Here is a 23,957-nt window from a genome sequence, read left to right as displayed (position 1 = left end):
CACCGCGTTGCAACAACCACTTGAACCGAAGCCGCGCGTCGCCACGAACTCGCTCCACTCTGCGGCTGGGCCGGGCGGGGTGGGCGGGGTCGGGTCGGGGTGGGGTGGGCGGGGTCGGGGCGGGGTGGGGCGGGTGCGGGCGCGGGGGTCAGGCGTCGACGTCGAGGAGGGCGTGGCGGACCAGGGCCAGGACCGCGTGGCCGTAGGCGTCGGCCGCCGTGAGGGCCTCGAACGTCGTCTCACCGACCACGGGAGCGGTCGTGACGCGGAAGCCGTCGCGGCCGTCGGCCGGACCCTCGAGCGAGCGGAAGGTCCCGCCGAGCAGGTCGCGCAGCTGGTCCTCGCGCGGCATCCACAGCGCGTCGTCCTGGGCGACCGAGTCGAGCGCCCACTCCGTGGTGCCGTTGAAGCCGAGGATGGTGCCGGTCGGGTACTCGCGCGCCTCGATCGTCATCTCGCTGAGCGTGAAGAGCTCGCCGTCGAGCTCGGGCTGCGGGATGACGAACCGGTCCCCGGCCGTGGGTCGCCACTGCAGGCCGGCGTCGCGCAGGTCACTGGCGAGGTCCCTCGAGATCATGCGTCCCAGTATCCGTCAGGACCCCGCGGACGGCGTGCCGACCGCGGGGTCCTGACGTCCGCCCGGCGTCCGCCGGGCAGCGCGCTCAGCGCAGTGCGGCCACCAGCGACCGCAGGACCCCGGCCTCCTCGACCGTGAACGCCCGGCCCGTCTGGCGTGCGACCTGGTGCTCGAACGACGACAGCAGCACGTGACGCACCGCGTCGATGCGGACGTGCTCGGCGAGCGTCAGCGTGACGTTCATGGCCGCCGTCGCGACCCAGCTGCTGCTGAAGTCGTTCACCAGCGACCGCAGCGACGCGTACGTCACGGTGACGGTGAACGCCGTCGACGCCTCCCCCACGTTCCCGGCGACGTCGGTCGCCGAGGCTGCGAGCGCGTGCGTGCCCAGGCCGTGCCGCCACGCCGGCCCGGTCACGTCGGAGCACGTCGACGCAGCGATGCCCGAGCCGGGCGACGGGTCCTGCGCGGCGCACGTGATCGTGACGTCGTCGGCGACCGTGTACCTCCCGGCGTTGCCCGCGAAGGCGACCTGGGGCGCGACCGTGTCGACCGCGAGCACGACGCTCGACGCCTCCTCGACGGTCCCCGCGGTGTCGGTCGAGCGGAAGGACACCGTGCGCTCGCCCTGACCGCCGACGACGAACGGGCCCTCGTACGCGAGCCAGTCGCCGTCGTCCAGCCGGTACTCGGTCGACGCGACCCCCTGGTCGTCCTCGGCGACCAGCGTCACCCTGGGCTCGACGGCGTACCAGCCGCCCACCGGCTCGGGCGACACGGTCGCCGTCGTGACGGGTGGCGTCGCGACGACCGGGTCGCCCAGCCGGAGCCGGTCGAGGTTCACGTGGCCGTCGTCCCCCTCCTCGTGGCGCAGCGTCACCGTGCTCTCCCCCGCCTGCAGCGGGATGTCGACCGTGACGGTCGACCACGTCGCCCACGTGCCCGTGCTCGGCAGCGTCACCTGCCCCCGGTCGGCGCCGTCCACGTGGAGCGAGACCGTCTTGGGACCTTCGAACGGATGCGGCCCGTTCGCGTAGCGCAGGGTCACCGGGTAGGTGCCCGCCGCGTCGACGTCGACGGTCGCGCTGACGCCCGCGCCGACGGCCCCCAGGCCCTGCACGTAGCCCCGGCCCGAGTAGCCGGCGTGCTCGGTGCCGACCTCCGCACCGCCGTCGAGCACGCCGTCCTCGAGCTCGTACGAGACCACGGGCGACGCACCGCTGCGGATGCGGATGTCGCGGTAGGACACCGCCTCGCCGGCGCCGTGGTTCTGCACGCCGACCAAGCCCGCGAGGTCGCGCGCCGGGTCGGTGCTGGTGAACTCGTTGACCAGCACGCCGTTGAGGTGGACGCGGATCGTCTCCCCCGACACCTCGATCTCGTACGCGTTCCACTGCCCCACCGGGTTCAGCGCCTCGGCGACGGCGTCGGGGTCGGCGCCCTGGAAGGTGTAGATCGCGCCGGTCGTGCGGTCGGGTGCGTCGGTCGCGTCGATCTGGATCTCGTAGCCCTGGTCGACGGCGACCCACGGGTCCTCGCCGGGGTTCGGGAACCCGACGAACACGCCGCCGTTGTCGTCCTTCACGAGCTTCCAGTCCAGCTTGAGGCTGTACTCGGCGAACTCCTGGGCGGTGTACCAGAGCAGGCCGAGCCCGCCGCTCGTGCGCAGGCTGCAGTCGGCCTGCCGCCCGAACGAGCCCGCGCCCGCGAGCCGCCAGTCGCCCAGGCTCTCCAGGGTGCCGTCGAAGAGCGCGGTGTAGCCGTCCTCCGGGGTGCTCGGTGCGCAGATGTCCGGCTCGGCGCCCACCCGCACGACGTCGACGTTGATGTTCCCGTCGTCACCGTCGTCGTACCGCAGCCCGATGGTGTTCGTGCCCTGCTGCAGCGCCACGTCGAGCGTCAGGGTGCTCCACGTCCGCCAGTCCCCCGTGCTCGGGAACTCGACGGGTCCCACGCGGGAGCCGTTGACGTACAGGGACATGCTCTTGGTGCCCTGGAAGGGGTTCGGCCCGTTGGCGTAGCGCACGTGGACCGGGACCGTCCCCGCCTCGTCGACCTGCGTCGTGAACGTCACGGACGCCCCGGGCTGCTGCAGGCCCGCGGTGAAGCCCGAGCCCGAGTACCCGCTGTGGTCGGACGCGATGCTCGCGCCGCCCAGCATCAGGGCCTCCTCGGCCTCGTGGTACCCGAGGTCGTCGGGCGCCTCGTAGCCGGGGATGGCGTTGAGCGTGTACCAGGCCTCGGTGCTCCACAGCTCGGCACCGCTCGCGTCGGTGAAGGGGCGCGGCGAGCGCAGGTGGACGACCCGGTCGGGCTTGAGCCCGTCGATGGTGATGCGCACGGTCCGCCGGTCGGCCGAGACGTCGGCCGCGGAGACGACGAGCACCTCCTCGTCGACCTTCGGGCCGCCGTACTGCTGCGTGGGCACGTACCGCCACTGCTGGACCCGGTAGCCCGCTGCCGCGTCCGCACTGATCCGCTGCGCGGTCTCCTCGGAGAGCGGCTGGGTGTACCGGACCTCGAACCCGTCCCTCAGTGACGCTCATCGAGGTCATGTCGAACGCGTCCGCGCCGTTCGGCGTGAGCTTCTGGAGCCCGTAGTCGAGCTTGCCCGTCTCGCTCCAGTTGCCGGCCTCGCCGATGCCGCCGACGTAGATCGCGCCGTCCGGCCCGATCACGGTGCGGTTGACGCCCGCCTGCAGGCCGGCGGTGTGCCGGAAGGCGGCGCCCTGGTACGCGCCGTCGACCTGCTCGAGGAACGCCCGCTGCAGCCCGCCGTAGGTGACGTCGCCGAAGAGCATCTGCCCGGCGAACGGCCCCTCCTCGAGCAGCACGGGGTTGCTCGGCGAGTTCGCGATCTCGTTCTGCGGCAGCCACAGCACGGGCTTGGTCACCGGCTGGGTGTCGAAGGGCCCGGCCGGGTTGTTGTAGTGGTTGAAGAACCGGTCCTGCTCGATGTGCAGCAGCTTCGAGGACGGCAGCCACGCACCCTGGTTGTCCATGACGAACAGCTCGCCCTGCGGTCCCCAGCCGAGGCCGTTGGGCGTCCGGAGCCCTCCCGCGACGTAGCTGACCTCACCGGTCTCGCGGTCGATCGTGATGCTCGTCCCGCGGTTCGGCGCCGGCTGCGGGTCCGTGGTCGCGCCGCCGTTGTCGATCGCGACCGAGAGCGTCACGTAGAAGTTCTCCTCGTCGTGCAGCAGACCGAAGGCGAACTCGTGGAACGTCCCGCCGTACGGCCACTCGGCCACCGTGCGGTGCTCGAGGAGCCCGTCACCGTCGACGTCGGGCATGAGCTCGGTCAGCCGGTCGCGCTCGGAGACGTAGATCGAGCCGTCGACGACCGCGACGCCCATGGGGTTGAGCAGGCCGGTGGCGACCTTCGTGACCGTCACCTGGTCGGCGCTGGTCTCCCCCGTCACGCCGCCGAGGACGAACACCTCGCCCGGCTCCGGGTCGGGCACCGGCCCGGACGGGCTCACCGAGCCCGAGGTGACGAGGACGAGCTCGCCGTCCGCGGTCCAGTCGAGGGCCGAGACCATGGGCTCGAAGCCCTCCGGCAGGAGGTCGGTGAGGGTGTAGCCCGGGTGCACCGCGTCGAGGCGCAGGCCATCGCCCGGGGTGTCGGTGTCCCCGGCGCAGTACTTGGTCCCCGGGGCCGTCACGCGGACGACGTCGCGCTCGGTGCTGAGCGCGGACTCGGGCACGAGCACGAAGTCGTCGGCGCCGGGCGTGCGCCACTCGAGGCGCAGCACCTGGTCGAACCCCGCCTCGAAGTACTCGACCCGGAGCGCGTGGTGACCGGCCGACAGCTGGGCGACGCCGTCCTTCGGCGTGGCCTCGTGCAGGCCGTCGTGGTCGACGACGAGCTGCTCGTCGACCAGCAGGCGCGAGCCGTCGTCGCTGATGAGGCGGAAGGCGTACTCGCCGTCGGACGGGACGTGGAGGTTGGCGAGGACGTCCGTGCGGAAGTCGTCCGTGCCGCCGAACTGCTCGTGGGTCGTCCAGTCGATCGCCGGCATGAGCTTGTCGACGTTGGGCGTGGTGCCGGGCCGCATCTCGCAGAGGGCCTGCGGTGGCGACCCCAGCGTGTACGTCCGCAGGGTGACGCCCTGCTGCTGGGGCGGCAGCTCGGCGGCGTGCGCGGCGGTCGGCAACGCCGCCGTCGTCACCACGGAGCCGAGCAGGGACAGACCGACCAGGCCGGCGAGGCCTGCCGGGCGGTGCACCGTTCGTTGACGCACGCTTCCTCCTTGAGGGCAATGCTCGGGAACGCAGGGGTGAGCACGCCGGCGCGGGTGCGCCGGCGTGGTGACGCCGTGTGCAGAGGTGTTCGGGTCCGGTCCGGTCCGGGTCTGTCGCCGGCGTGAGCCGTGCCGGTCAGCGGGTCCTGGTCAGCGCGTGCTGAACGCGGCGTCGAAGGACGCCGTGGGCGGCGCGAACGCGAGCCGCCGGACGAACTCCAGGGCCTCGGGGGCGCCGACGAGCCGGTCCATCCCGGCGTCCTCCCACTCGACCGAGATGGGGCCGTCGTAGCCGATGGTGTTGAGCATCCGGAACGAGTCCTCCCACGGGACGTCGCCGTGACCGGTCGACACGAAGTCCCAGCCGCGACGCGGGTCGGCCCACGGCAGGTGCGACCCGAGGCGGCCGTTGCGGCCGTTGCCCACCCGGCGCTTCGCGTCCTTGCAGTCCACGTGGTAGATCCGCTCGCGGAAGTCCCACATGAAGCCCACGGGGTCCAGGTCCTGCCAGACGAAGTGGCTCGGGTCCCAGTTGAGGCCGAACGCCTCGCGGTGGCCGATCGCCTCGAGCGTCCGGACGGTCGTCCAGTAGTCGTACGCGATCTCGCTCGGGTGGACCTCGTGCGCGAAGCGCACCCCCACCTCGTCGAAGACGTCGAGGACGGGGTTCCAGCGGTCGGCGAAGTCCCGGTAGCCGGCGTCGACGAGCTCGGCGGACGCGGGCGGGAACATCGCCACGTACTTCCAGATCGACGACCCGGTGAACCCGACGACGGTCCGCACGCCGAGCCGCGCGGCCGCACGCGCGGTGAGCTCCATCTCGCGCGCCGCCCGCTGCCGGACGCCCTCGGGGTCGCCGTCGCCCCACACACGGTCGGTGAGCATGTCGCGGTGGCGCTGGTCGATCGGGTCGTCGCACACCGCCTGGCCGGACAGGTGGTTGGAGATCGCGAACAGCTGCAGGCCGTGACGCTCGAGCAGGTCGAGCCGGTCACGGACGTACGCGTCGTCCTCCGCGGCGCGGGCGACGTCGAGGTGGTCCCCCCAGCAGGCCAGCTCGAGGCCGTCGTAGCCCCAGCCGGACGCGAGGCGCGCGACCTCCTCGAGCGGCAGGTCGGCCCACTGGCCGGTGAACAGGGTGATCGGACGGGCCATGCGTCAGCTCTCCTTCGTGCCGGTCGTGGCGACCTGGTGGATCGGGGCGGCGGTCGGGGACGGTGCGTGCGGCGACGCACCGGTGGCGACGGAGGTCCATCGGCTCTCGTCGCCGGCGCTGCGCTCGACGGCGTCGAGCACGCGCTGGACCTGCAGTCCGTCCGCGAACGACGGCGTCGGCTGCTCCCCGGCGCCGATCGCGCGGACGAGGTCGACGACCTGGTGGACGAACCCGTGCTCGTAGCCCAGCCCGTGGCCGGCGGGCCACCAGGCACCGATGTAGGGGTGCTCGGGCTCGGTGACGACGATGCGGCGGAAGCCCGCGACGCGCGCGTCCTCCGTGGCGTCGAAGAGGTGCAGGACGTTCATGTCCTCGAAGTCGAAGGCGAGGGAGCCGAGGGAGCCGTTGATCTCGATCCGGATCGCGTTCTTGCGGCCCCAGGCGAACCGCGTCGCCTCGAACGAGCCGACGGCGCCGCCCTCGAACCGGGCGAGGAACAGCGCGGCGTCGTCCACGGTGACCGGTCCGGTGCCCGAGCCGGCGGCGCCGTGGAGGCCCGAGAACTCGGTCGCCAGCGGACGCTCCTTGACGAACGTCTCCAGCAGTCCGCCGACGCCCGTGATGCGCTCACCGGTGATGAACTGCGTGAGGTCGACGATGTGCGCGCCGATGTCGCCGAGCGCCCCCGAGCCGGCGGTCGCCCTGTCGAGCCGCCAGGACAGCGGGGCCTGCGGGTCGGCGATCCAGTCCTGCAGGTACTGGGCCCTGACGTGGCGGACCGTGCCGAGTCGCCCCTCGGCGACGAGCTGCCGCGCGAGGGCGACGGCCGGGACCCGCCGGTAGGTGAACCCGACCATCGCGCGCACGCCGCGGGCGGCGGCGGCGTCGGCGGCGCGCACCATGTCCTCCGCCTCGGCGACGGAGTTGGCGAGCGGCTTCTCGCACAGGACGTGCTTGCCGGCCTCGAGCGCCGCGATCGCGATCTCGGCGTGCGTGTCGCCCGGCGTGCAGACGTCGACGAGGTCGACGTCGTCCCGGCGCAGGACCGCGCGCCAGTCCGTCTCGACGGACGCCCAGCCCAGCCGGGCCGCCGCCTCCTCCACCGCGGGCCGCGTCCGGCCGGCGACCACGGTCATCTCCGGGGTCAGCGGCAGGTCGAAGAAGCGCGGTGCCACGCGCCAGGCCTGGGAGTGGGCCGCGCCCATGAACGCGTACCCGATCATGCCCACGCCCAGCCGGCCCTGCGACTGGTGCGCCTCGTGCTGCTCCATCACCGTCTCCACTCTCCGTGCGCCTCGTCCTGCCCGTGACGGGCCTGTCGGGAACCGCCGGCGGCGGGAGGCGGGCGCCCGGTCGGACGCCCGCCACCTCACGCGCCGGTCACTCGAAGGCGGTCGGCAGGTACTGCTCGACGTTGTCCGCCGTCACGACGGGCGCGTAGAGCTGGATGGTCCGCGGGACCTCGACCTCGACGAGGTCGCTCAGGGCCTTGTCCTGCGCGATGAGCCGCGCGAGGCGGATGCCGTCGGCGGCCTGCGTCGACGGGTAGATGACGGTCGCCTGGAGCACCGAGTCACCGGCCTGGATCGACTCCATGACGCTCCGCGAACCGGCGCCGCCGACCATGATGAACTCGTCCCGCCCGGCCTCCTCGATCGCCGCGAGGACGCCCACGCCCTGGTCGTCGTCGTGGTTCCACAGGGCGTCGATCTGCGGCGCCGCCTGGAGCAGGTTGGCCGCGGCCGCCTGGCCGCCCTGGACCGTGAAGTCGGCGGCGACGCGGTTCTCGACCTCGAGGCCGCAGTCGGAGAGCGCGTCCGCGAAGCCCTGGCTGCGGTCCTGCGTCAGCGGCAGCGAGTCGATGCCCGCGATCTCGGCGACGACGGCGTCCTCGTCACCGCCGAGCTGCTCGCAGATGTACGTCCCGGCGCTGACGCCCATGCCGTAGTTGTCGCCGAGGATCGTCGTGCGGGCCGCGAACGGGCTCGAGAACTCGCGGTCGACGTTGACGACGACGATCCCCTCCTCCATCGCCCGGGTCGCGACGTCGGTCAGCGCCGCGCCGTCGAACGGCAGCAGGACGATGGCGTCGACGCCGTCGTTGATGAACTGCTCGACCTGGCTGATCTGCAGGTTGACGTCGTTGGTGCCCTCCGCGACGAGGAGCTCGACGTCGTCGTACTTCTCCGCCTCGGCGCGTGCGGACGACGTGATCGCGCCCATCCACCCGTGGTCGGCGGCGGGCGCCGAGAAGCCGATCGTGACGGTGTCGCCCGAGTCGTCGTTCGCGGAGGTGGCGCCGTCGTCCTGCTCCTGCGAGGAGTCGTCCTCCTCGGCGGGGGCGTTGGACGTGCAGCCCACGAGCAGCGTCAGGCCGGCGGCGATGGCGCCTGCCTGGACGAGCCGGCGGCGGGGGCCGGAGCGGTGTGCGGACATCGGTGTCCTCCTCGGACGGTCGGGTGGTGCTGTGCGGGTGAGTGGACGAGGGGTCGCTCGGCCGGGCGGCCGGGCGGGGCTGAGGGTTGGGTAGCGGGACGGCAGGGGCGCGCGCGAGCGGGTCAGGCGCCGCGGGACCGCGCGGCGAGACGCTGCTGCAGGAGCACGGCGGCGACGATGATCACGCCCTTGGCGACGGACTGGGCCGACGTCGACAGGTTGTTGATGATGAAGACGTTGGTGAGCGTCGAGAAGAGGACGACGCCGAGAACGGTGCCGATGATCGTGCCGCGGCCGCCCGCCAGGAGCGTGCCGCCGACGACGACGGCCGCGATGGCGTCGAGCTCGTAGAGCATGCCGTGCGTCGAGGAGCCCGAGCCGGTGCGCCCGAGCATCATCACCGCGGCGATGCCGGCGGTCAGGCCGGCGAGGGCGTAGAGGTACATCGTGTGCCGGCGGACCTTGATCCCGGCGAGGCGGGCCGCCTCCGGGTTGCCGCCGACGGCGAGCGTCCGGCGGCCGAAGGTGGTCCGGTTGAGCAGCAGCCAGCCGGCGACGGCGACGAGGACGAAGACCCAGACGATCTTCGGGATGCCGAGCACGTCGCCGCGCACCGCGTCGAGGAACGTGTCGACGTCGACGATCTGCGTCTGCCGGTTGGCGATCATCTCCGCGAGCCCGCGCGCCGCGACCATCATCGCCAGGGTCGCGATGAAGGCCACCACCTTCCCGTAGGCGATGAGCACGCCGTTGACGAGTCCGGCCGCGGTGCCCACCGCGAGGGCGGTGAGGACCATGACGACCCAGTGCACGTCCTCGGCCATCGTCTGGGTCGCGACGGTCGAGGCCCAGATGCTCGCGAGCCCGAGGACGGAGCCGACAGACAGGTCGATGCCGCCGCCGGTGATGACGAACGTCATGCCGATGCTGAGGACGCCGATGACCGCGGCGAGGCGCAGGATCGTCATGACGTTGTCGAGGCTCGCGAAGCGGTCGCCGCCCGTGACGACGCCGACGACGCACAGGGCGACGAGCGCGACGACGAGCCCGAGGTTGCGGCCCACGCCGCCGTGCAGGAGCCCGCGGCGCCCTGTGCGGCCGGTGCCGGCCGCCGCCTGCGCGGCGGTCCCGTGCCCGCCGTCGTCGGCGGTGCGGGCCAGGGGCGTGCGGTCGTCGGGACCCGGTGGCACGCTGCCGCCGGTGGCCAACGAGGGGGGCAGGGACTCGCTCACGCGGCACTTCCTTCCATGACGAGGTCGAGCACCGCGTGCTCGTCGATGCTGTCGGCCGGGCCCTGGTGCACGATGCGGCCGTCGGCCACGACGAGGACCCGGTGCGAGAGCGCGAGGACCTCCTCGATCTCGCTCGAGACGACGACGACCGCGTTGCCCGCCGCCGCCAGGCGCTGGACGAGTGTGTAGATCTCGGCGCGCGCGCCGACGTCGACGCCGCGGGTCGGCTCGTCGAGGAGCAGGACGCGGCAGCCGTGGACGAGCCAGCGCGCCAGCATGACCTTCTGCTGGTTGCCGCCCGAGAGCGTGCGGGCGTGGCGCTCGGGGTCCGCCGGGCGCACGTCGAGCGCCTCGATCTGCTCGCGCGCGACCCGGCGCTCCCCGCGCTCGTCGAGGAGCGAGCCGCGCGCGTACCGGGCGAACGTCGAGAGGGTGACGTTGCGGTAGACGGGCTCGTCGAGGAGCAGGCCCTGGCTCTTGCGCTCCTCCGGCGCGAGGCCGATGCCCGCGCGGACGGCGGCGGCGACGGATCCCGCCGGCAGGGCGCGTCCTGCGACCAGCACCCGGCCGGACGTCGCGCGGCGGGCGCCGTAGACGGTCTCGAGGATCTCGGAGCGGCCGGACCCGACGAGACCGGCGAGCCCCACGACCTCCCCCGCGCGGACCTCGAACGAGACGTCGGCGAACACGCCCTGCAGGGCGAGGGCGTCGACCTCGAGCAGCACCGGCGCGTCCGAGGCCACGGTGGCGCGCGCCGGGAAGACCTGCTCGACGGACCGGCCGGTCATGAGGCGGATGAGGTCCGCGGTCGCGGTCGAGGCGACGGGCAGCCCCGTGGCCACCGTCCGGCCGTCCTTGAGGACGGTGATGCGATCGCCGATCCGCCGGATCTCCTCGAGGCGGTGGGAGATGTAGACGACGGCCACGCCGTCGGAGGTCAGCTGCCGGACCACGCGGAAGAGGTTCTCGACCTCCCCCGAGTCGAGCACGGCGGACGGCTCGTCCATGACGATGAGCCGGGCGTCGTGGGAGAGCGCCCGAGCCATGCTGACGACCTGCTTCTCGGCCGCCGAGAGGCGGCCGACCTCGCGGTTCGGCGGGAGGTCGCCGTGGCCGAGGCGGGCGAGGAGCTCACGCGTCCGTGCCGCCGCCCCCGAGCGCTGCGTGAAGCCGCCCCGGGCGAGCTCGTGGCCGAGGAAGACGTTCTCCGCGATCGTGAGCCCGTCGACGACGTCGAGCTCCTGGTACATCGTGGCGATGCCGGCGCGGAGGGACTGGACCGGCTCGTCGAGCGCGAGGGGCCGGCCCTCCCAGGTGATCGTCCCGGCGTCGGGCCGGTGGGCGCCCGCGAGCACCTTGATCAGGGTCGACTTGCCCGCCCCGTTCTGGCCGAGCAGGCAGTGCACCTCTCCGGGGCGGACGTCGAGGTCGACGCCGTCCAGGGCCTTCGCACCGGGGAAGTGCTTGACGATGCCCTGCATCTCGAGCAGTGCACCCGTCGTGGCCGGCGTCGTCGCCGGTCCGGCCGGGGCTGTCCCCCGGGTGTCGTCATCGACCATGCGGCCGAACGTAGGGCGGACTTCTGACGGGCGTCAAGCAAAAGGTGAAATTGTCTCGGCACACATACGGACCGCGACGTGCACAAGGGGGGTGTGCTTCACTGCCCCCGATGGATCCCCTGACGAAGGTCCCCGTGAAGCCGACGGGTGCGGGCGAGATGTTCCAGCTGCTCCGTGACGGCCGTCCGCGCACGCGCTCCGAGCTCGCCCAGGTCACCGGCCAGGCCCGCTCGACGATCGCGGCGCGGATCGACCACCTCCTCGCGCTGGGACTCGTGGGACCGGCGGGCGAGGCGACGTCCACGGGAGGCCGCCCGCCCGCCACCTTCGCGTTCCAGCCGAGCGCACGGATCGTGCTCGCGATCGACCTCGGCGCCACGCACGCACGCCTGGCCGTCACGGACCTCGGTTCGGCCGTGCTCGCCGAGCACCAGGAGCCGATCACGATCGCCCACGGTCCGGGGCCGGTGCTCGAACGCGCGGCGGCCGTGGGTCGCAAGCTCGTCGACCAGGCCGGGCGGTCGATGTCCGACCTCGTCAGCGTGGGGATCGGCCTGCCGGGGCCCGTGGACCACGCCACGGGACGGCCCACGAACCCGCCGATCATGCCCGGCTGGGACGACACCGACGTGCCTGGCATCGTGCGCGGGCTCCTCGGCGTCCCCGTGCTCGTGGACAACGACGTCAACGTCATGGCGCTGGGCGAGCACCGCGCGGAGTTCCCCGAGGTGGACCACCTCCTCTTCGTCAAGGTCGCGACCGGCATCGGTGCGGGCGTGATCAGCGACGGCACGATGCGCCGGGGCGCGCAGGGCGCGGCGGGCGACCTCGGGCACATCGCGGTGCCGGGCGGGCGGGACCTGCTGTGCCGCTGCGGCAACACGGGCTGCCTGGAGGCGCTGGCCAGTGGTCGGGCGATCGCCACGGTGCTGTCCGAGCAGGGCGTGGAGGCGGCGTCGACGTCCGACGTCGTCGCGCTCGTGCGGGCCGGTGACCTGCGGGCGAGCCACGCCGTGCGCGAGGCGGGCCGTGACATCGGCGGCGTCCTCGCGGCCGCGGTGAGCCTGCTCAACCCCTCGGTCATCGTCATCGGGGGGAATCTCGCGGAGGCCGGCGAGCACCTGCTCGCGGGCATCCGCGAGGTCGTCTACCGCCGCTCGCTCCCCCTGGCGACCCAGCACCTGCGCATCGTGGCCAGCCGGACACGCGGCCGGGCCGGGGTGCTGGGGGCGAGCGCGATGGCGGTCGAGCACGTGCTGTCACCGGAGGCGATCGAAGGGTGGGTCCAGTGAGCGAGCAGGCACAGAGCAAGCAGGCACTGGTCGTCCGCGGCGGCTGGGAGGGCCACGACCCCGTCGAGGCGACGGACCGGTTCCTGCCGTTCCTCCGGGAGTCGGGCTACGACGTCGTGGTCGAGGACACGCTCGAGGTCTACGCCGACGCCGAGCTCATGCGCGGCACGGACCTCGTGGTGCAGAGCTGGACGATGGGCGAGATCCTGCCCGACGAGCTCACCGGGCTGCGCGACGCCGTCGCCGCCGGCACGGGTTTCGCGGGCTGGCACGGAGGTGTGGTGGACGCGTTCCGGGCGTCGCCCGAGTACGGCCAGCTCACCGGCGGCGTCTTCCTCGCCCACCCGCGGGACCTGGTCGAGCACACGGTCGAGGTGGTCCCGGGGCGGGCCGACCACCCGGTGGTCCGAGGCCTCGGCTCCCTCACGCTCGTGACCGAGCAGTACTGGGTCGCGACCGACTCGCTCAACGACGTCCTGGCGACGACGACGGTGCGCGCGGACCCGGACGACCCGTGGTCCGCGCCGGTGCGCAGCCCTGCGATCTGGACGCGCACGTGGGGCCGCGGCCGCGTCTTCGTCTGCACGCCCGGGCACCGCGTCTCGGACCTCGACGTCCCGGAGCTGCGCGGCGTCATCGAGCGCGGCCTGCTCTGGGCGAGTCGCTGACGGGCGGGCGTCCCCACCGCGTCCGCCTCGCTCGGCGAGGCCCTCGGCGCGAGCGGCGAGCGACCGGTCGGGCGACGGCTCACGTCCCGGGCGCGACCCGCTCGCGGTAGTGGTACCTGTCGACGACCTCGAACCCGAGCCCGGCGTAGAGCGCGATCGCGCCGGCGTTCGAGGACTCCACCTGGAGGAACGCTCGCCTCGCGCCCCTCGCGGTGGCGTCCCGGACGGCGGCGAGCGTCAGGGCGCGGGCCGTGCCCCGACGCCGGCCGGCCACGGGCACCATGAGGCACGAGATGCCGACCCAGTCGCCGGCGGGTGCCGCCCGGACGACGCCGAGCAGCGTGCCGTCCGCCGTGCGGGCGGACAGGTACCGCGCGGGCGCGCCCGTGAGGATCCGGGCGGCGAGGTCCACGTCGACCCCGTGCCCGGCGGCCCGGGACTTCACGCCGACCCAGCCCGCGACCCACGGACCGTCCGGGTCGTCGGCGACGTCCACCGCGGCGCGGTCGGGCAGCTCCGGCGACGCCAGCTCGCCGAGCGCGCCGCGCGCCATGACCTGGGTGGGGGCGGCCACCGCGTAGCCGCGCCGGGCCAGGCGGGCGTCGAGGTCGGCCGGTGCGGAGCCGGCACAGACGCGGAAGACCGGCGGCAGCCCGTACTCGCGGTAGAGCGCCTCCACGTCGTCGAGCGCCCGCTCGGGATCGGCCGGCTCGGCGAGCGCCGCGACGCTGTTCGCCCGCCGCGTGAAGCCGGCCGACCGGCCGACCAGCCAGCCGTCGACCTCCGTGACCTCGACCGGACGCCACGTCGCCACCTCGACGCGCAGGCCCGGTGCTCCGGAGCTACTGACGGGACGCACGCCGGGAGCAGCCGACGTCACGGGACCTCGAGCTCGGAGCGCAGCGGGGCGACGTAGACCCAGAGCTCGTAGTCGGGGTCGTCGCCCCAGTCCCGCTCGGGCGCCCGGACGAGGCCCAGCCGCTCGTAGAGCCGATGCGCGCTGCGCATCGTGTCGATGGTGGTGAGCACGAGCGTCCGCGCGCCGGTGTCACGCGCCTCGTCGATCGCGGCGCGCATGAGCACCTCACCGAGCCCCCGTCCGCGGGCGCCGGGATCGACGGCAAGCATGCGGATCTCGGCCTCGCCGTCGGTGGCGATCTCCGCGTAGGGCGACGGCGGGACGGCGAGGGTCACAGTGCCCGCCACCGTGCCGTCAGGATCGAGGGCGACGAGGACCGTCGCCCGGGCGGCGCGGTCGGCGGCGGCGCGCAGCTCCTCGACGTACTCGTGATCGGGCGTGATGAGGCCGTCGACGACGTACGCACGCGCGACGAGCTCGGCGACCGCGGGAAGCTCGTGGTCGCGGACCGGGCGGACCTCCACGCTCATGCGTCGGCGTCGGCGTCGGCGTCGGCGTCGGCGCTGGCCGAGCCCGTCCCGGCGCTGCTCTCCACGTCCGCGCCCCCGACCGCGGCCGCGCCACCCGCGAGCAGCGCGACGAAACCGGCCTCGTCGAGGATCGGCAGGCCGAGCTCGCGGGCCTTGGCCTCCTTCGACCCGGCGTTCTCCCCCACCACGACGTAGTCGGTCTTCTTCGACACGCTCCCTGACGCCTTGCCGCCGCGTGCCAGGATCGCCTCCTTCGCGCCGTCACGCGAGAAGCCCTCGAGCGAGCCGGTGACCACCACGGTGAGGCCCTCGAGCGTGCGCTCGACGGACGCGTCGCGCTCGTCCTCCATCCGTACGCCCGCGCGCCGCCACGCCTCGACGACGTCGCGGTGCCACTCCTCCGCGAACCAGTCGACGATCGACTCGGCGATGATCGGGCCGAGCCCCTCGACCTGCGACAGGCGCGCGACGACCTCGTCCCGCTCGCCCTCGAGCGCCTCCTGCAGCGCAGCCATCGACCCGAAGTGCTGCGCGAGCGCGCGGGCCGCAGTCGGGCCGACGTTGCGGATGCTGAGCGACACCAGGACGCGCCACAACGGCTTCGTCTTCGCCGCCTCGAGCTCGTCGAGCAGCGTGACGGCCGCCGTCGACGGCAGCCACGCGGCCAGCGTCCGGCCCTGGGCCTCAGCGGCACGCTGCTCGGCCCTGGTCCACGTCGCCCGGCGCCGGAACGGCGCCCGGCGGCGCACGACCCCGTCCTCGTCGGCGCGCGGCTCGCCCGTCTCCGGGTCCCGCACGACGACCTCGATCTCGGCGAGCCGCGCCAGGCTCTCGGCGCGCACCTGCTCGCGCGCCGCCGCGTCTGCGTCGGGCGGGTACCCCACGAGCGCGAACAGGTCGCCGTCGCTCACCACGGGCGGCGTCTCGGGCACCTCCGGCTGCGTCAGCGCGAGCGCCGTGACCTCACCGAGCGCCTCGATGTCGAGGCCTCCGCGCGAGCCGATGTGCTCGATGCGGCCGCGTACCTGCGCCGGGCACGTCCGCGCGTTCGGGCACCGCAGGTCGACCTCGCCCTCACGCATCGCGCGCAGCGGCGTGCCGCACTCGGGGCACTCGGCGGGCATGACGAACTCGCGCCGCGGCCAGTCGTCGTCCTGCGCGCGCGGGGCCGGGCCGACGATCTCGGGGATGACGTCGCCCGCCTTGCGCAGCACCACGACGTCGCCGATCTTCACGCCCTTGGCGCGGACGACGTCCTGGTTGTGGAGCGTCGCCATCGACACGGTGGACCCGGCGACGACCGCGGGCGCCATGACCCCGTAGGGGGTCACGCGTCCGGTGCGGCCGACGTTGACCCTGATGTCGAGCAGGCGCGTGTTGACCTCCTCGGGGGGGTACTTGAACGCGATCGCCCAGCGTGGCGCGCGGCTCGTGGCGCCCAGGCGCCGCTGCAGCGGAGTCTCGTCGACCTTGATCACGATGCCGTCGATCTCGTGCTCGACGTCGTGCCGGTGCTCGCCGTAGTAGGCGATCATCTCCTCGACGCCCGCGAGGTCGTCCACCACGCGCGTGCGCCCCGAGACCGGCAGGCCCCACGACGCGAGGAGCGCGTACGTCTCTGACTGGCGGGCCGTCGCCTCCTGCCGGCCCTCCCACCGCAGCGCGCCGATGCCGTGGCACAGCATGCGCAGCGGGCGCGACGCCGTCACGCGCGGGTCCTTCTGGCGCAGGGAGCCGGCCGCGGAGTTGCGCGGGTTCGCGAACGGCGCCTTGCCCGCCGCGACCTGGGCCTCGTTGAGCGCGCGGAAGCCCTCGACCGGGAGGAAGACCTCGCCGCGGACCTCGATCAGCTCGGGGTGGTCGTCGCCCGCGAGCACGTGCGGGACGCCCTCGATGGTCTTGACGTTGAGCGTGACGTCCTCGCCCGTGCGGCCGTCGCCGCGGGTCAGCGCGCGCACGAGCCGCCCGTCCTCGTAGAGCAGCGCGATCGCCAGCCCGTCGATCTTGAGCTCGCACAGGTAGTGCAGGCCCTTCGCGGCGCCGTCGAGGTCGCGCGTGACGCGCTCGGCCCATGCGGCCACCTCCTCGACCGAGAAGGCGTTGTCGAGGCTCAGCATGCGTTCGACGTGGTCGACGGCCGTGAAGTCGGTCGAGAACGTGCCGCCGACGCGCTGGGTCGGCGAGTCCGGGGTGCGCAGCTCGGGGTGCGCGTGCTCGAGCGCGTCGAGGCGGCGCAGCAGCGTGTCGTACTCCGCGTCCGAGACCGTGGGCGCGTCGCGCACGTAGTAGGCGAACTGGTGGCCCGTGATCTGCTCCGCGAGCTCGGTCCAGCGGTGCCGCGCCGCGTCCGCGTCGAGCCCCACGTCCCGCTCGTCCAGCGGCGGCACCGAGGCGGCACCCTCGGCTGCGGCGGCGTCGGGCAGGTCGGCGGTCCGGTCGGTCGTCTCGCTCACGGGGCCATCATGGCGCGTGCCGCCGACATGTCCTCGCGGGGACGCGCGGGGCGCTCAGCCGCCCGCGGCCGTGTCGGCGAGAACCGCCGCGACCTGCCGTGCGACGCCGAGCGCCGAGCGCACGTCGCTCTCGCGACGGTTCTGCGCGTCGGCTCCCGAGACGGTGCCCGAGGTCTCGACGTGCACGACGACGTCGGCCAGCCCCTCGGCGGGCAGCCCCACCGCGGTCCACGGGCCGGCGACCCGGCGCGCCGTCGCGCGCGTGTCCGTGCGACGGCCGTGCTTCTCCTGCGGCAGGCCGAACCATAGACCTACCCCCCGCTCGACGGCGCCCGCCACCTGCTCCCACTGCGCGCTGCCGAGCGGCCCTGCCGCGACGCCCACGGCGTCCGCGCCGCTCCCGGTGAGCACGCCGAACGACCGCGTGCCGAACCGCACGCCGCCGTGCGCGACGACACGTGCACCCGCCGCACCCAGCGCCGCCGTCACCTCGGCGAGCGCGCCCGTCGCCTGCTCGACGGGCACCGACCACAGCCGGCCATGGCCCGAGAAGGTCGGCACGGTGCCGGCGAGCACGTCGGGCAGCTGCGGCTCGCGCAGCACCACGACGGGCTCGGCACCCGGCACCGCGGACCGCACCCGCGCGACCAGGCCCACGAGCCCGTCGGCGAGCGACGCGACGAGGTCGCGCACCGCACCGAGGTCGCTCAGCACGCGGTCGCCCCGCGCGAGCCAGAGCGTCGCGGCGAGCGTCCACGGTCCGCGGACCGACAGCACGAGCGGACCCTCGTAGCCGTAGGCGGCGATCGCCAGCTCGTCGAGCTCCTCGCGCAGGTTGGCGCGGCAGCGCTCGAGGTCCATCCCGGGACGGTCGGCGAGCCGCCACCCGTGCGGCCCCAGCTCGACGGGCAGCTCGGTGAGCAGCGACGCCGACCGCGCGAGCGACTCGGCCCACGGACCGCGTGCGGGCAGCTGCGCCGCGGGCGGCAGGCCGACGACGCCCTCGGGCAGGTCGGTGAGCTCGCCCACGAGCGTCGCCTGCGCCTCGTGCAGGCGCGTCCCCGGCCACGGGCCGAGGAGGGTGACGCCGGTCACCGGGCGGTCGCCGTGACGGTCGCCTCGCCGAGCACCCGCGTGCCGTCGTAGAGCACCACGGACTGGCCCGGGGCGAGGCCGCGCAGACCGCCGTCGACCTCGACCTCGACACCCGCGGACGGGCCGCCGAGCCCGACCGCACGCGCGCGGGCCGCGAGCAGGCTGCCGTGGGCGCGCACCTGCACGCTGCACGCGAACCACGCTCCGTCGTCGACGGGCGCGAACCACACCGCGTCCTCGCCGCGCAGCCGGCTGACCGTGAGCAGCTCCGCCGCGCCGACGACGACCGTGTTCGTCGCGGGCCGCACCTCGAGCACGTACCTCGGCCGGCCGTCGGCCGCGGGCCGCTCGAGCGCGAGCCCCTTGCGCTGGCCGACCGTGTACGCGTAGGCGCCGTCGTGCCGCCCGACGACGGCGCCGTCCGCGTCGACGACGTCGCCCGGCCGCGAGCCCAGCCGGCCGCGCAGGAAGCCCTGGGTGTCGCCGTCGGCGACGAAGCAGATGTCGTAGGAGTCCGGCTTCGCCGAGACGCCGAGCCCGCGTGCGGCCGCCTCCGCGCGCACCTCGTCCTTCGACGCGACGTCGCCCAGCGGGAACATCGCGCGCGCCAGGCGCTCGGGACCCATCACGGCGAGCACGTAGGACTGGTCCTTGGCCGCGTCGCGCGCGCGGTGCAGGCTGCGCGTGCCGTCCTCGGCGATCTCGACGCGTGCGTAGTGGCCCGTGCAGACGGCGTCGAAGCCCAGCGCGACGCCCTTGTCCAGCAGCGCCTCGAACTTGATGTGCTCGTTGCAGCGCACGCAGGGGTTGGGCGTGCGGCCGGCCTCGTACTCGGCGACGAAGTCCGCGACGACCGTCCGCTCGAAGGTCTCCGAGAGGTCCCACACGTAGTAGGGGATCCCCAGCACGTCGGCCGCGCGTCGCGCGTCCCCGGCGTCCTCGATCGAGCAGCAGCCGCGGGAGCCGGTGCGGAACTCGTCCCGGTTGCGCGAGAGGGCCATGTGCACGCCGACGACGTCGTGCCCGGCCTCGACCGCGCGGGCCGCCGCGACGGCCGAGTCGACGCCGCCCGAGAGAGCTGCCAGCACACGCATGCGCCCAGGGTACGGGCGTGCGGACGATGTCCCGTCGGACGAGACTGCGGTCGTGAGCGACACCGCCGCCCCCGCCGCGACCGGCACCGAGGCCGACCACCCGCCGGCGCGGTTCAAGGACCTCTGCCTGGACGCGCGCGACCACCAGCACCTCGCGGACTGGTGGTGCACCGCGCTGGGCTACCGACGGGCCCGTCCGCGCGACGGCGCGGGGGCACGGCCTCCGGGGGACCCCGTGCTGCTCGTCGACCCGGCCGGCCACGGCCCCGACCTGTGGATCAACCCCGTGCCCGAGCCGAAGGTGGTCAAGAACCGGATGCACGTCGACGTCGTCGGCGACCGCGACGCGCTGCTGGCCGCAGGCGCGACGCTCGTCCGGGCCCGCGACGACGAGATCCGCTGGGACGTGCTCGCCGACCCCGAGGGCAACGAGCTCTGCTGCTTCGCGCCCTGAGCGTCCTCCCCGCACCGGTCGCCGTGCCCGCCGCCGCGCCCCCTCGCTCGCGTGAGCGGGCGTCCACCTCAGACCGCGCCGCCTGCCGTGCGCCGCGACAGCCGGCGGAGCTGCGCGTCGACGTAGGCCCGCGCCCGTCGCTGGCCGCCGCGCTCCGCGATCTCCCCCGCGAGCGCGATCAACCGGCGTTCGACGCCCGGGGCGTCGGGTGCCCAGCCGCGTCGCTCGCACTCCTCGAGCCACTCGACGACGCCGCGGTGCCCGCGCTCGGCGTTGCAGCGACGGCACGCGGGCACCTCGTTCTCGAGCCATGACGGCCCGCCCTTGGCGCGCGGCACGAGGTGCTCGCGCGTCGCCGCGACGAGCCCGCCGAGCTCCCGGCCGCACCACACGCAGCGCGCCCCGTCGCGCGCGAGCGCCAGGACGAGCCGCTCGGCCCGGCCCGGCTGGTGCGCACCGCCCGCGGCCATGCGGCGAGGCTACGTCGACGTCCTGCCGTGCGCCCGCCGCGTCGGCCGACCACCCGTCCGCGTCCTCGTCGGCTGCGGACCTCGCCGTCCACTCGTCGGCACCTCGCTGTTCTCTCGTCGCACCGGTCCCGATAGCGTCGCTCCGTGGTCACCGCGACGGACGTCACCCGGCCCGACGGACGCACGCTCGAGGTGCACCACACCCTCGACGAGCACCGGACCTCGGCCCGGCGCGGACCCGTCCTGGTGTGGCACCACGGGTCCCCGCACACGGGGCGACTCGTCGAGCCTCTCCTCGCCGGCGCGGCCGCGCACGGCGTCGCGCTCGTCACGTACGCCCGGCCCTCCTACGGCCGGTCGACGCCGCAGCCCGGTCGCGACGTGGCCTCGGCGGCCGACGACGTCGCCCGCGTCGTCGACGCGCTGGGCGTCGACCGCTTCGCGACGCTCGGCCACTCCGGCGGCGGCCCGCACGCGCTCGCCTGCGCGGCCCTCCTCCCGGGTCGCGTCACCGCCGTCGCCTCGATCTCGGGCCTCGCGCCGTTCCCGGCGTCCGCAGCGCCGGCCGACGTCGACGCCTGGTTCGAGGGCATGGCGTCCGACGCGGCGCTGCGGGCGGCGACCCTCGGCCGCGCTGCGCGCGCCGAGTACGCCGAGATCGACGAGTTCGACCCGGCCGCCTTCGTCGACCGCGACTGGGTCGCGCTCGAGGGCACCTGGTCCGCCCTCGGGACGGACGCCCAGCAGGCCGAGGCGGCGGGTGCCGACGGCCTCGTCGACGACGACGTCGCCTTCGTGAACCCCTGGGGCTTCGACCCCGCGGCGGTCTCCGTGCCGGCCCTGCTCGTGCACGGGGCTCGCGACCGGATGGTCCCCGCGTCGCACTCCCGGTGGCTCGCCGAGGCGATGCCGCAGGCCGAGCACCGCGAGCTGCCCGACGACGGCCACGTCTCGGTCCTGCAGGCCTACGACGACGTCGTCGCCTGGCTCGCCGAGCGCTCGGCCTGACGCGCGGCCCTGCCGCCCGCACCTGCCGGTCCGTCTCACACTCCGGGACCACCCGCCCCGCGCCTCAGCAGCACCGCGGCAGCGGCCGATGAGGGGCGCATGGACATCACGCAGCAGCCCGGCTTCGCCGACACGCACGCCGGCATCCGCCGCTCGTTCGGCGACGAGTGGGCCGGCCGGTTCGTGCTCGCCGCGCCGCTCATGTTCGGGGACCCGACGAGCCCGCTCTACCGCGCGTTCCTCGAGGGGCTCGAGGCGCACGTGCGCGGCGCGAGCGACGTCGAGGAGGAGGCCTGGGACTCCTGCCAGGCGCTGATGCAGGACGTCGCCGACTCGCTCGTCGCCGAGGCCGAGGCGCTCCTCGTCGGACCCGTCTGAGCGCCTCCGCCCCACCGCTCTGCCGACACGCGTCCGTGCTCCCCTGACGGTCGGGCCGCCTCTGAAGACCCGGCCGCCTCGCCGCGCGGCCGGGCGCACCTCGACGCACGATGGACGCCGACGCTCACAGCGCTCCTCACGGGAGCGCGCGTCACCACAGCGCCCACGAGCAGAGCGAGGCACCCCACCATGACCACGACCCCCGACGACGGCACGCGCACGGTCGCCGAGCTGATCAAGGGCCAGCGGATCGCGATGCTCACGACGACGGCGCCCGACGGCACGCTCATGAGCCGGCCGATGGGTCTCCAGGAGGTCGAGTTCGACGGCGACCTGTGGTTCTTCGCCGAGCGGGGCTCGCGCAAGGTCACCCAGATCGGCGTGAACCCGCAGGTCAACGTCACGGTCGGCTCTGGCTCGACGTGGGTGTCGCTGACCGGCCGCGCCCGCGTGGTCGAGGACGACGCCAAGAAGCGCGAGCTGTGGAACGCGTTCGTCGAGGCGTGGCTGCCCGGTGGGCCCGACACCCCCGAGGTCGCCCTGATCCGCGTCGAGGCGGACTCCGCGGAGTACTGGGACTCCCCCGGTGGTCGCATCGCGACCCTCATCAGCTTCGTCAAGGCCAAGGCGACGGGTGAGCGCTACGAGGGCGGCGAGAACGAGCGCGTCGACCTCTGACGCCCGCCCGGCGCATCGGGCGCCGACGGCACCTCGTCACTTCGCGCGGTCGTAGCTCTCGACCACGGACACGCTGACCTGGAACTCGACCGGCGAGGCGCCGAAGAGCAGGCGTCCCGCCTCCACCGCGGCCTCGCGCACGGCCCGGGCGACGTCGTCGGCGACGTCCGCCGGCGCGTGGACCATGACCTCGTCGTGCAGGAAGAAGACGAGGTGCGGCCGGCCCTCGATCGCGCGCAGACGCCGCCGCAGCGACGCCATCCAGCACAGCGCCCACTCGGCGGCCGTGCCCTGGACGACGAAGTTGCGCGTGAAGCGCCCCCAGTCGCGCGCACGACGGCGCACCGAGCGGACGTCCTCGGCGTCGGCGCCCTCGCTCGACGCCGCCCGCAGCGCGTCGAGGAACGCGCCGCCGGGGCGCGGTGACGTGCGGCCCAGCCAGGTCGACACCGCCTCGCCGCGCTCGCCGGCCCGCGCGGCCTCCTCGACGAGCCCGATCGCCCGCGGGTAGGCGCGGGTCAGCCGCGGCATGAGCGCCCCGCTCGTCCCGGTCGTCGCACCGTAGATGGCGCCGAGCATCGCGTACTTGGCCTGCTCGCGGGTCTCGACCACGCGCGCCTCGACGAGCCCCTGGTAGAGGTCGGCCTGGCGCCCCGCGGCGGCCATCGCGGTGTCGCCCGACATCGCGGCCAGCACGCGCGGCTCGAGCTGGGCCGCGTCGGCGACGACGAGCCGCCACCCCGGGTCCGCCCGCACGGCAGCGCGGACGCCCGCCGGCAGCTGGAGGGCTCCCCCGCCGCTCGTCGCCCATCGGCCGGTCACGACCCCGCCCGGCACGTAGTCGGGACGGAAGCGCCCGTCGTGCACCCACTGCTCCATCCACGCCCAGCCGTTGGCGCTCAGCAGCCGGGCGAGCTTCTTGTACTCGAGCAGGGGCTCGACGACGGGGTGGTCGAGCCGCCGGATCTCGCCCTTGCGCGTCGAGGCGACGTCGAGCCCGGCCGAGCGCAGCGCCGAGAGCAGGTCCGTCTGCGAGTCGACGTTGAGACCCGGGCGGTCGAGCGCGGAACGTACCTCGTCGGCGAGCGCCGCGAGCCTCGGGGGGCGCCCGCCACCGCGCGGCCGCTCGCCGAGCGCCTCGGTGAGTGCCCGGTCGTGCACGTCGACGTCCCACGGCATGCCGTCGTGCCGCATCTCGGCCGCGATGAGCGCCCCGGTCGACTCGGCGGCCAGCAGGAGCCGGAGGCGTCCCGGCTCGCTCGAGCCCGCGACGGCGGCGAGCTGCCGCGCGAGCTCGGCGGCCGCGTCGAGCGAGCGCGTCCGCGGGTCCGGCACCGGGTCGTCGTCGAACAGCGTCCCCGCGGCGGCCGACGGCGCGTCGGGCGACGCCTCGTCCCACGGGCCGGCTGGCGCGCGCGCCAGCTCGGAGCCCGCGCAGAGCACGCTGCGGCGCAGGATCGTGTGGCACAGCCGCAGGTCGTGGCACCGGTCGACCCGGACGCCCGCGGCGAGCAGCGCGGGGTAACGCCGGGCGGTGTCGTCCCAGACCCAGCGCGGAGCCGCCGTCGCGCCGCCCTGATGCGACGCCGCGCCCTCCCGGTGCGACGGCGCGCCACGGGAGCCCGCCTCGCGCGCGGCCACCGCACCGGCGAGGTCCGCGGCGTCGACGTGCGTGCGGTCGAGCACCGTGCCGTCGTCCGCCGTCTCCTGCAGGACGACCCCGCCCGCCCGGGCGGCGTCGTCGAGCACCACGACGAAGGACACGCCCCATTGT

General features: G+C 74.5%; 20 protein-coding genes and 1 pseudogene. 6 read left to right on the top strand and 15 right to left on the bottom strand.

Annotated elements, in window-relative coordinates; translation table 11 throughout:
• Positions 1-148 precede the first annotated feature (148 nt).
• The 8 genes and pseudogenes from ICW40_RS12150 to ICW40_RS12120 all read right to left on the bottom strand — a co-directional run bounded on the left by ICW40_RS12150 (position 149) and on the right by ICW40_RS12120 (position 11,126).
• Complete coding sequence (locus ICW40_RS12150; RefSeq protein ID WP_221654279.1) at positions 149-577, bottom strand: pilus assembly protein CpaE; 429 nt, start codon at positions 575-577, stop codon at positions 149-151.
• Between the two features lie 85 nt (positions 578-662).
• Positions 663-2,738, bottom strand: a complete 2,076-nt coding sequence (locus ICW40_RS21040; protein ID WP_260459133.1) for a family 16 glycoside hydrolase — start codon at positions 2,736-2,738, stop codon at positions 663-665.
• A 1,612-nt stretch (positions 2,739-4,350) separates the two neighbouring features.
• A pseudogene (locus tag ICW40_RS21035) lies at positions 4,351-4,635 on the bottom strand (PA14 domain-containing protein); the annotation flags it as partial.
• Between the two features lie 336 nt (positions 4,636-4,971).
• A complete protein-coding gene (locus tag ICW40_RS12140; RefSeq protein ID WP_221654278.1) occupies positions 4,972-5,976 on the bottom strand; it encodes a sugar phosphate isomerase/epimerase family protein in 1,005 nt (334 codons plus the stop codon).
• Between the two features lie 3 nt (positions 5,977-5,979).
• The gene (locus ICW40_RS12135) at positions 5,980-7,248 is read right to left on the bottom strand and encodes a Gfo/Idh/MocA family protein (protein ID WP_260459132.1); all 1,269 of its coding nucleotides are present in this window, start codon (positions 7,246-7,248) and stop codon (positions 5,980-5,982) included.
• Positions 7,249-7,357: 109 nt separating this feature from the next.
• Positions 7,358-8,413 carry a substrate-binding domain-containing protein gene (locus ICW40_RS12130; protein ID WP_221654277.1) on the bottom strand — a complete coding sequence of 352 codons (1,056 nt, stop codon included), beginning with the start codon at positions 8,411-8,413 and terminating at the stop codon, positions 7,358-7,360.
• A 122-nt stretch (positions 8,414-8,535) separates the two neighbouring features.
• On the bottom strand, positions 8,536-9,489 hold the full coding sequence (locus ICW40_RS12125) for an ABC transporter permease (protein WP_260459142.1): 954 nt from the start codon (positions 9,487-9,489) through the stop codon (positions 8,536-8,538).
• Positions 9,490-9,641: 152 nt separating this feature from the next.
• Positions 9,642-11,126 carry a sugar ABC transporter ATP-binding protein gene (locus ICW40_RS12120; RefSeq protein WP_260459141.1) on the bottom strand — a complete coding sequence of 495 codons (1,485 nt, stop codon included), beginning with the start codon at positions 11,124-11,126 and terminating at the stop codon, positions 9,642-9,644.
• A gap of 188 nt (positions 11,127-11,314) precedes the next feature.
• On the opposite strand from ICW40_RS12120, the gene ICW40_RS12115 reads away from it, so the two are divergent.
• Positions 11,315-12,496 (top strand): ROK family transcriptional regulator, encoded by a 1,182-nt coding sequence (locus tag ICW40_RS12115; protein WP_221654275.1) that lies wholly within the window; start codon positions 11,315-11,317, stop codon positions 12,494-12,496.
• Positions 12,493-13,164 (top strand): ThuA domain-containing protein, encoded by a 672-nt coding sequence (locus ICW40_RS12110; protein WP_221654274.1) that lies wholly within the window; start codon positions 12,493-12,495, stop codon positions 13,162-13,164. Before ICW40_RS12115 ends, ICW40_RS12110 begins: the two co-directional genes overlap by 4 nt.
• A 79-nt stretch (positions 13,165-13,243) precedes the next feature.
• Here ICW40_RS12110 and ICW40_RS21580 read toward each other — a convergent pair whose 3' ends face one another.
• Genes ICW40_RS21580 through mnmA form a run of 5 tightly spaced genes read right to left on the bottom strand, consistent with a single transcriptional unit; the run spans position 13,244 to position 19,195 of the window.
• Positions 13,244-14,023, bottom strand: coding sequence for a GNAT family N-acetyltransferase (locus tag ICW40_RS21580; protein WP_221654273.1), 780 nt, complete (start codon positions 14,021-14,023; stop codon positions 13,244-13,246).
• A 17-nt stretch (positions 14,024-14,040) separates the two neighbouring features.
• Positions 14,041-14,553 carry a GNAT family N-acetyltransferase gene (locus tag ICW40_RS12100; RefSeq protein WP_221654272.1) on the bottom strand — a complete coding sequence of 171 codons (513 nt, stop codon included), beginning with the start codon at positions 14,551-14,553 and terminating at the stop codon, positions 14,041-14,043.
• Positions 14,550-17,006 carry an NAD-dependent DNA ligase LigA gene (ligA, locus tag ICW40_RS12095; RefSeq protein WP_374199150.1) on the bottom strand — a complete coding sequence of 819 codons (2,457 nt, stop codon included), beginning with the start codon at positions 17,004-17,006 and terminating at the stop codon, positions 14,550-14,552. The genes ICW40_RS12100 and ligA overlap by 4 nt, the downstream gene beginning before the upstream one ends.
• A gap of 54 nt (positions 17,007-17,060) precedes the next feature.
• Positions 17,061-18,101, bottom strand: a complete 1,041-nt coding sequence (locus ICW40_RS12090; RefSeq protein ID WP_221654271.1) for a hypothetical protein — start codon at positions 18,099-18,101, stop codon at positions 17,061-17,063.
• The gene (mnmA, locus tag ICW40_RS12085) at positions 18,098-19,195 is read right to left on the bottom strand and encodes a tRNA 2-thiouridine(34) synthase MnmA (RefSeq protein ID WP_221654270.1); all 1,098 of its coding nucleotides are present in this window, start codon (positions 19,193-19,195) and stop codon (positions 18,098-18,100) included. The genes ICW40_RS12090 and mnmA overlap by 4 nt, the downstream gene beginning before the upstream one ends.
• A 52-nt stretch (positions 19,196-19,247) precedes the next feature.
• On the opposite strand from mnmA, the gene ICW40_RS21025 reads away from it, so the two are divergent.
• Positions 19,248-19,649, top strand: coding sequence for a VOC family protein (locus ICW40_RS21025; protein ID WP_308121774.1), 402 nt, complete (start codon positions 19,248-19,250; stop codon positions 19,647-19,649).
• Between the two features lie 68 nt (positions 19,650-19,717).
• Here ICW40_RS21025 and ICW40_RS12075 read toward each other — a convergent pair whose 3' ends face one another.
• Complete coding sequence (locus tag ICW40_RS12075) at positions 19,718-20,119, bottom strand: HNH endonuclease (RefSeq protein ID WP_221654268.1); 402 nt, start codon at positions 20,117-20,119, stop codon at positions 19,718-19,720.
• A 144-nt stretch (positions 20,120-20,263) separates the two neighbouring features.
• Here ICW40_RS12075 and ICW40_RS12070 point away from each other — a divergent pair, with 144 nt between their 5' ends.
• The 3 genes from ICW40_RS12070 to ICW40_RS12060 all read left to right on the top strand — a co-directional run bounded on the left by ICW40_RS12070 (position 20,264) and on the right by ICW40_RS12060 (position 22,183).
• On the top strand, positions 20,264-21,127 hold the full coding sequence (locus ICW40_RS12070; protein ID WP_221654267.1) for an alpha/beta fold hydrolase: 864 nt from the start codon (positions 20,264-20,266) through the stop codon (positions 21,125-21,127).
• A gap of 99 nt (positions 21,128-21,226) precedes the next feature.
• Positions 21,227-21,505, top strand: a complete 279-nt coding sequence (locus ICW40_RS12065) for a hypothetical protein (RefSeq protein ID WP_221654266.1) — start codon at positions 21,227-21,229, stop codon at positions 21,503-21,505.
• Positions 21,506-21,694: 189 nt separating this feature from the next.
• Positions 21,695-22,183, top strand: a complete 489-nt coding sequence (locus tag ICW40_RS12060) for a pyridoxamine 5'-phosphate oxidase family protein (protein ID WP_221654265.1) — start codon at positions 21,695-21,697, stop codon at positions 22,181-22,183.
• A gap of 36 nt (positions 22,184-22,219) precedes the next feature.
• On the opposite strand, the gene ICW40_RS12055 is transcribed toward ICW40_RS12060, so the two are convergent.
• Positions 22,220-23,947, bottom strand: coding sequence for a bifunctional 3'-5' exonuclease/DNA polymerase (locus ICW40_RS12055; RefSeq protein ID WP_221654264.1), 1,728 nt, complete (start codon positions 23,945-23,947; stop codon positions 22,220-22,222).
• Positions 23,948-23,957: the final 10 nt, after the last annotated feature.

Origin of the sequence: Actinotalea ferrariae, from assembly GCF_019733465.1 — a bacterium.
Taxonomy (GTDB): domain Bacteria; phylum Actinomycetota; class Actinomycetes; order Actinomycetales; family Cellulomonadaceae; genus Actinotalea; species Actinotalea ferrariae_A.
The sequence above is the reverse complement of the archived record's forward strand: the minus strand, read 5'-3'. Positions and strand labels throughout refer to the sequence as shown.

Coding starts and splice junctions, on each gene's coding strand:
- ICW40_RS12115 (WP_221654275.1), top strand. CDS start 11,315: ATGGATCCCCTGACGAAGGTCCCCGTGAAGCCGACGGGTGCGGGCGAG.
- mnmA (WP_221654270.1), bottom strand. CDS start 19,195: ATGCGTGTGCTGGCAGCTCTCTCGGGCGGCGTCGACTCGGCCGTCGCG.
- ICW40_RS12075 (WP_221654268.1), bottom strand. CDS start 20,119: ATGGCCGCGGGCGGTGCGCACCAGCCGGGCCGGGCCGAGCGGCTCGTC.
- ICW40_RS21040 (WP_260459133.1), bottom strand. CDS start 2,738: ATGCTGGGCGGCGCGAGCATCGCGTCCGACCACAGCGGGTACTCGGGC.
- ICW40_RS12140 (WP_221654278.1), bottom strand. CDS start 5,976: ATGGCCCGTCCGATCACCCTGTTCACCGGCCAGTGGGCCGACCTGCCG.
- ICW40_RS12150 (WP_221654279.1), bottom strand. CDS start 577: ATGATCTCGAGGGACCTCGCCAGTGACCTGCGCGACGCCGGCCTGCAG.
- ICW40_RS12060 (WP_221654265.1), top strand. CDS start 21,695: ATGACCACGACCCCCGACGACGGCACGCGCACGGTCGCCGAGCTGATC.
- ICW40_RS12135 (WP_260459132.1), bottom strand. CDS start 7,248: ATGGAGCAGCACGAGGCGCACCAGTCGCAGGGCCGGCTGGGCGTGGGC.
- ICW40_RS12130 (WP_221654277.1), bottom strand. CDS start 8,413: ATGTCCGCACACCGCTCCGGCCCCCGCCGCCGGCTCGTCCAGGCAGGC.
- ICW40_RS12120 (WP_260459141.1), bottom strand. CDS start 11,126: ATGCAGGGCATCGTCAAGCACTTCCCCGGTGCGAAGGCCCTGGACGGC.
- ICW40_RS12065 (WP_221654266.1), top strand. CDS start 21,227: ATGGACATCACGCAGCAGCCCGGCTTCGCCGACACGCACGCCGGCATC.
- ICW40_RS12100 (WP_221654272.1), bottom strand. CDS start 14,553: ATGAGCGTGGAGGTCCGCCCGGTCCGCGACCACGAGCTTCCCGCGGTC.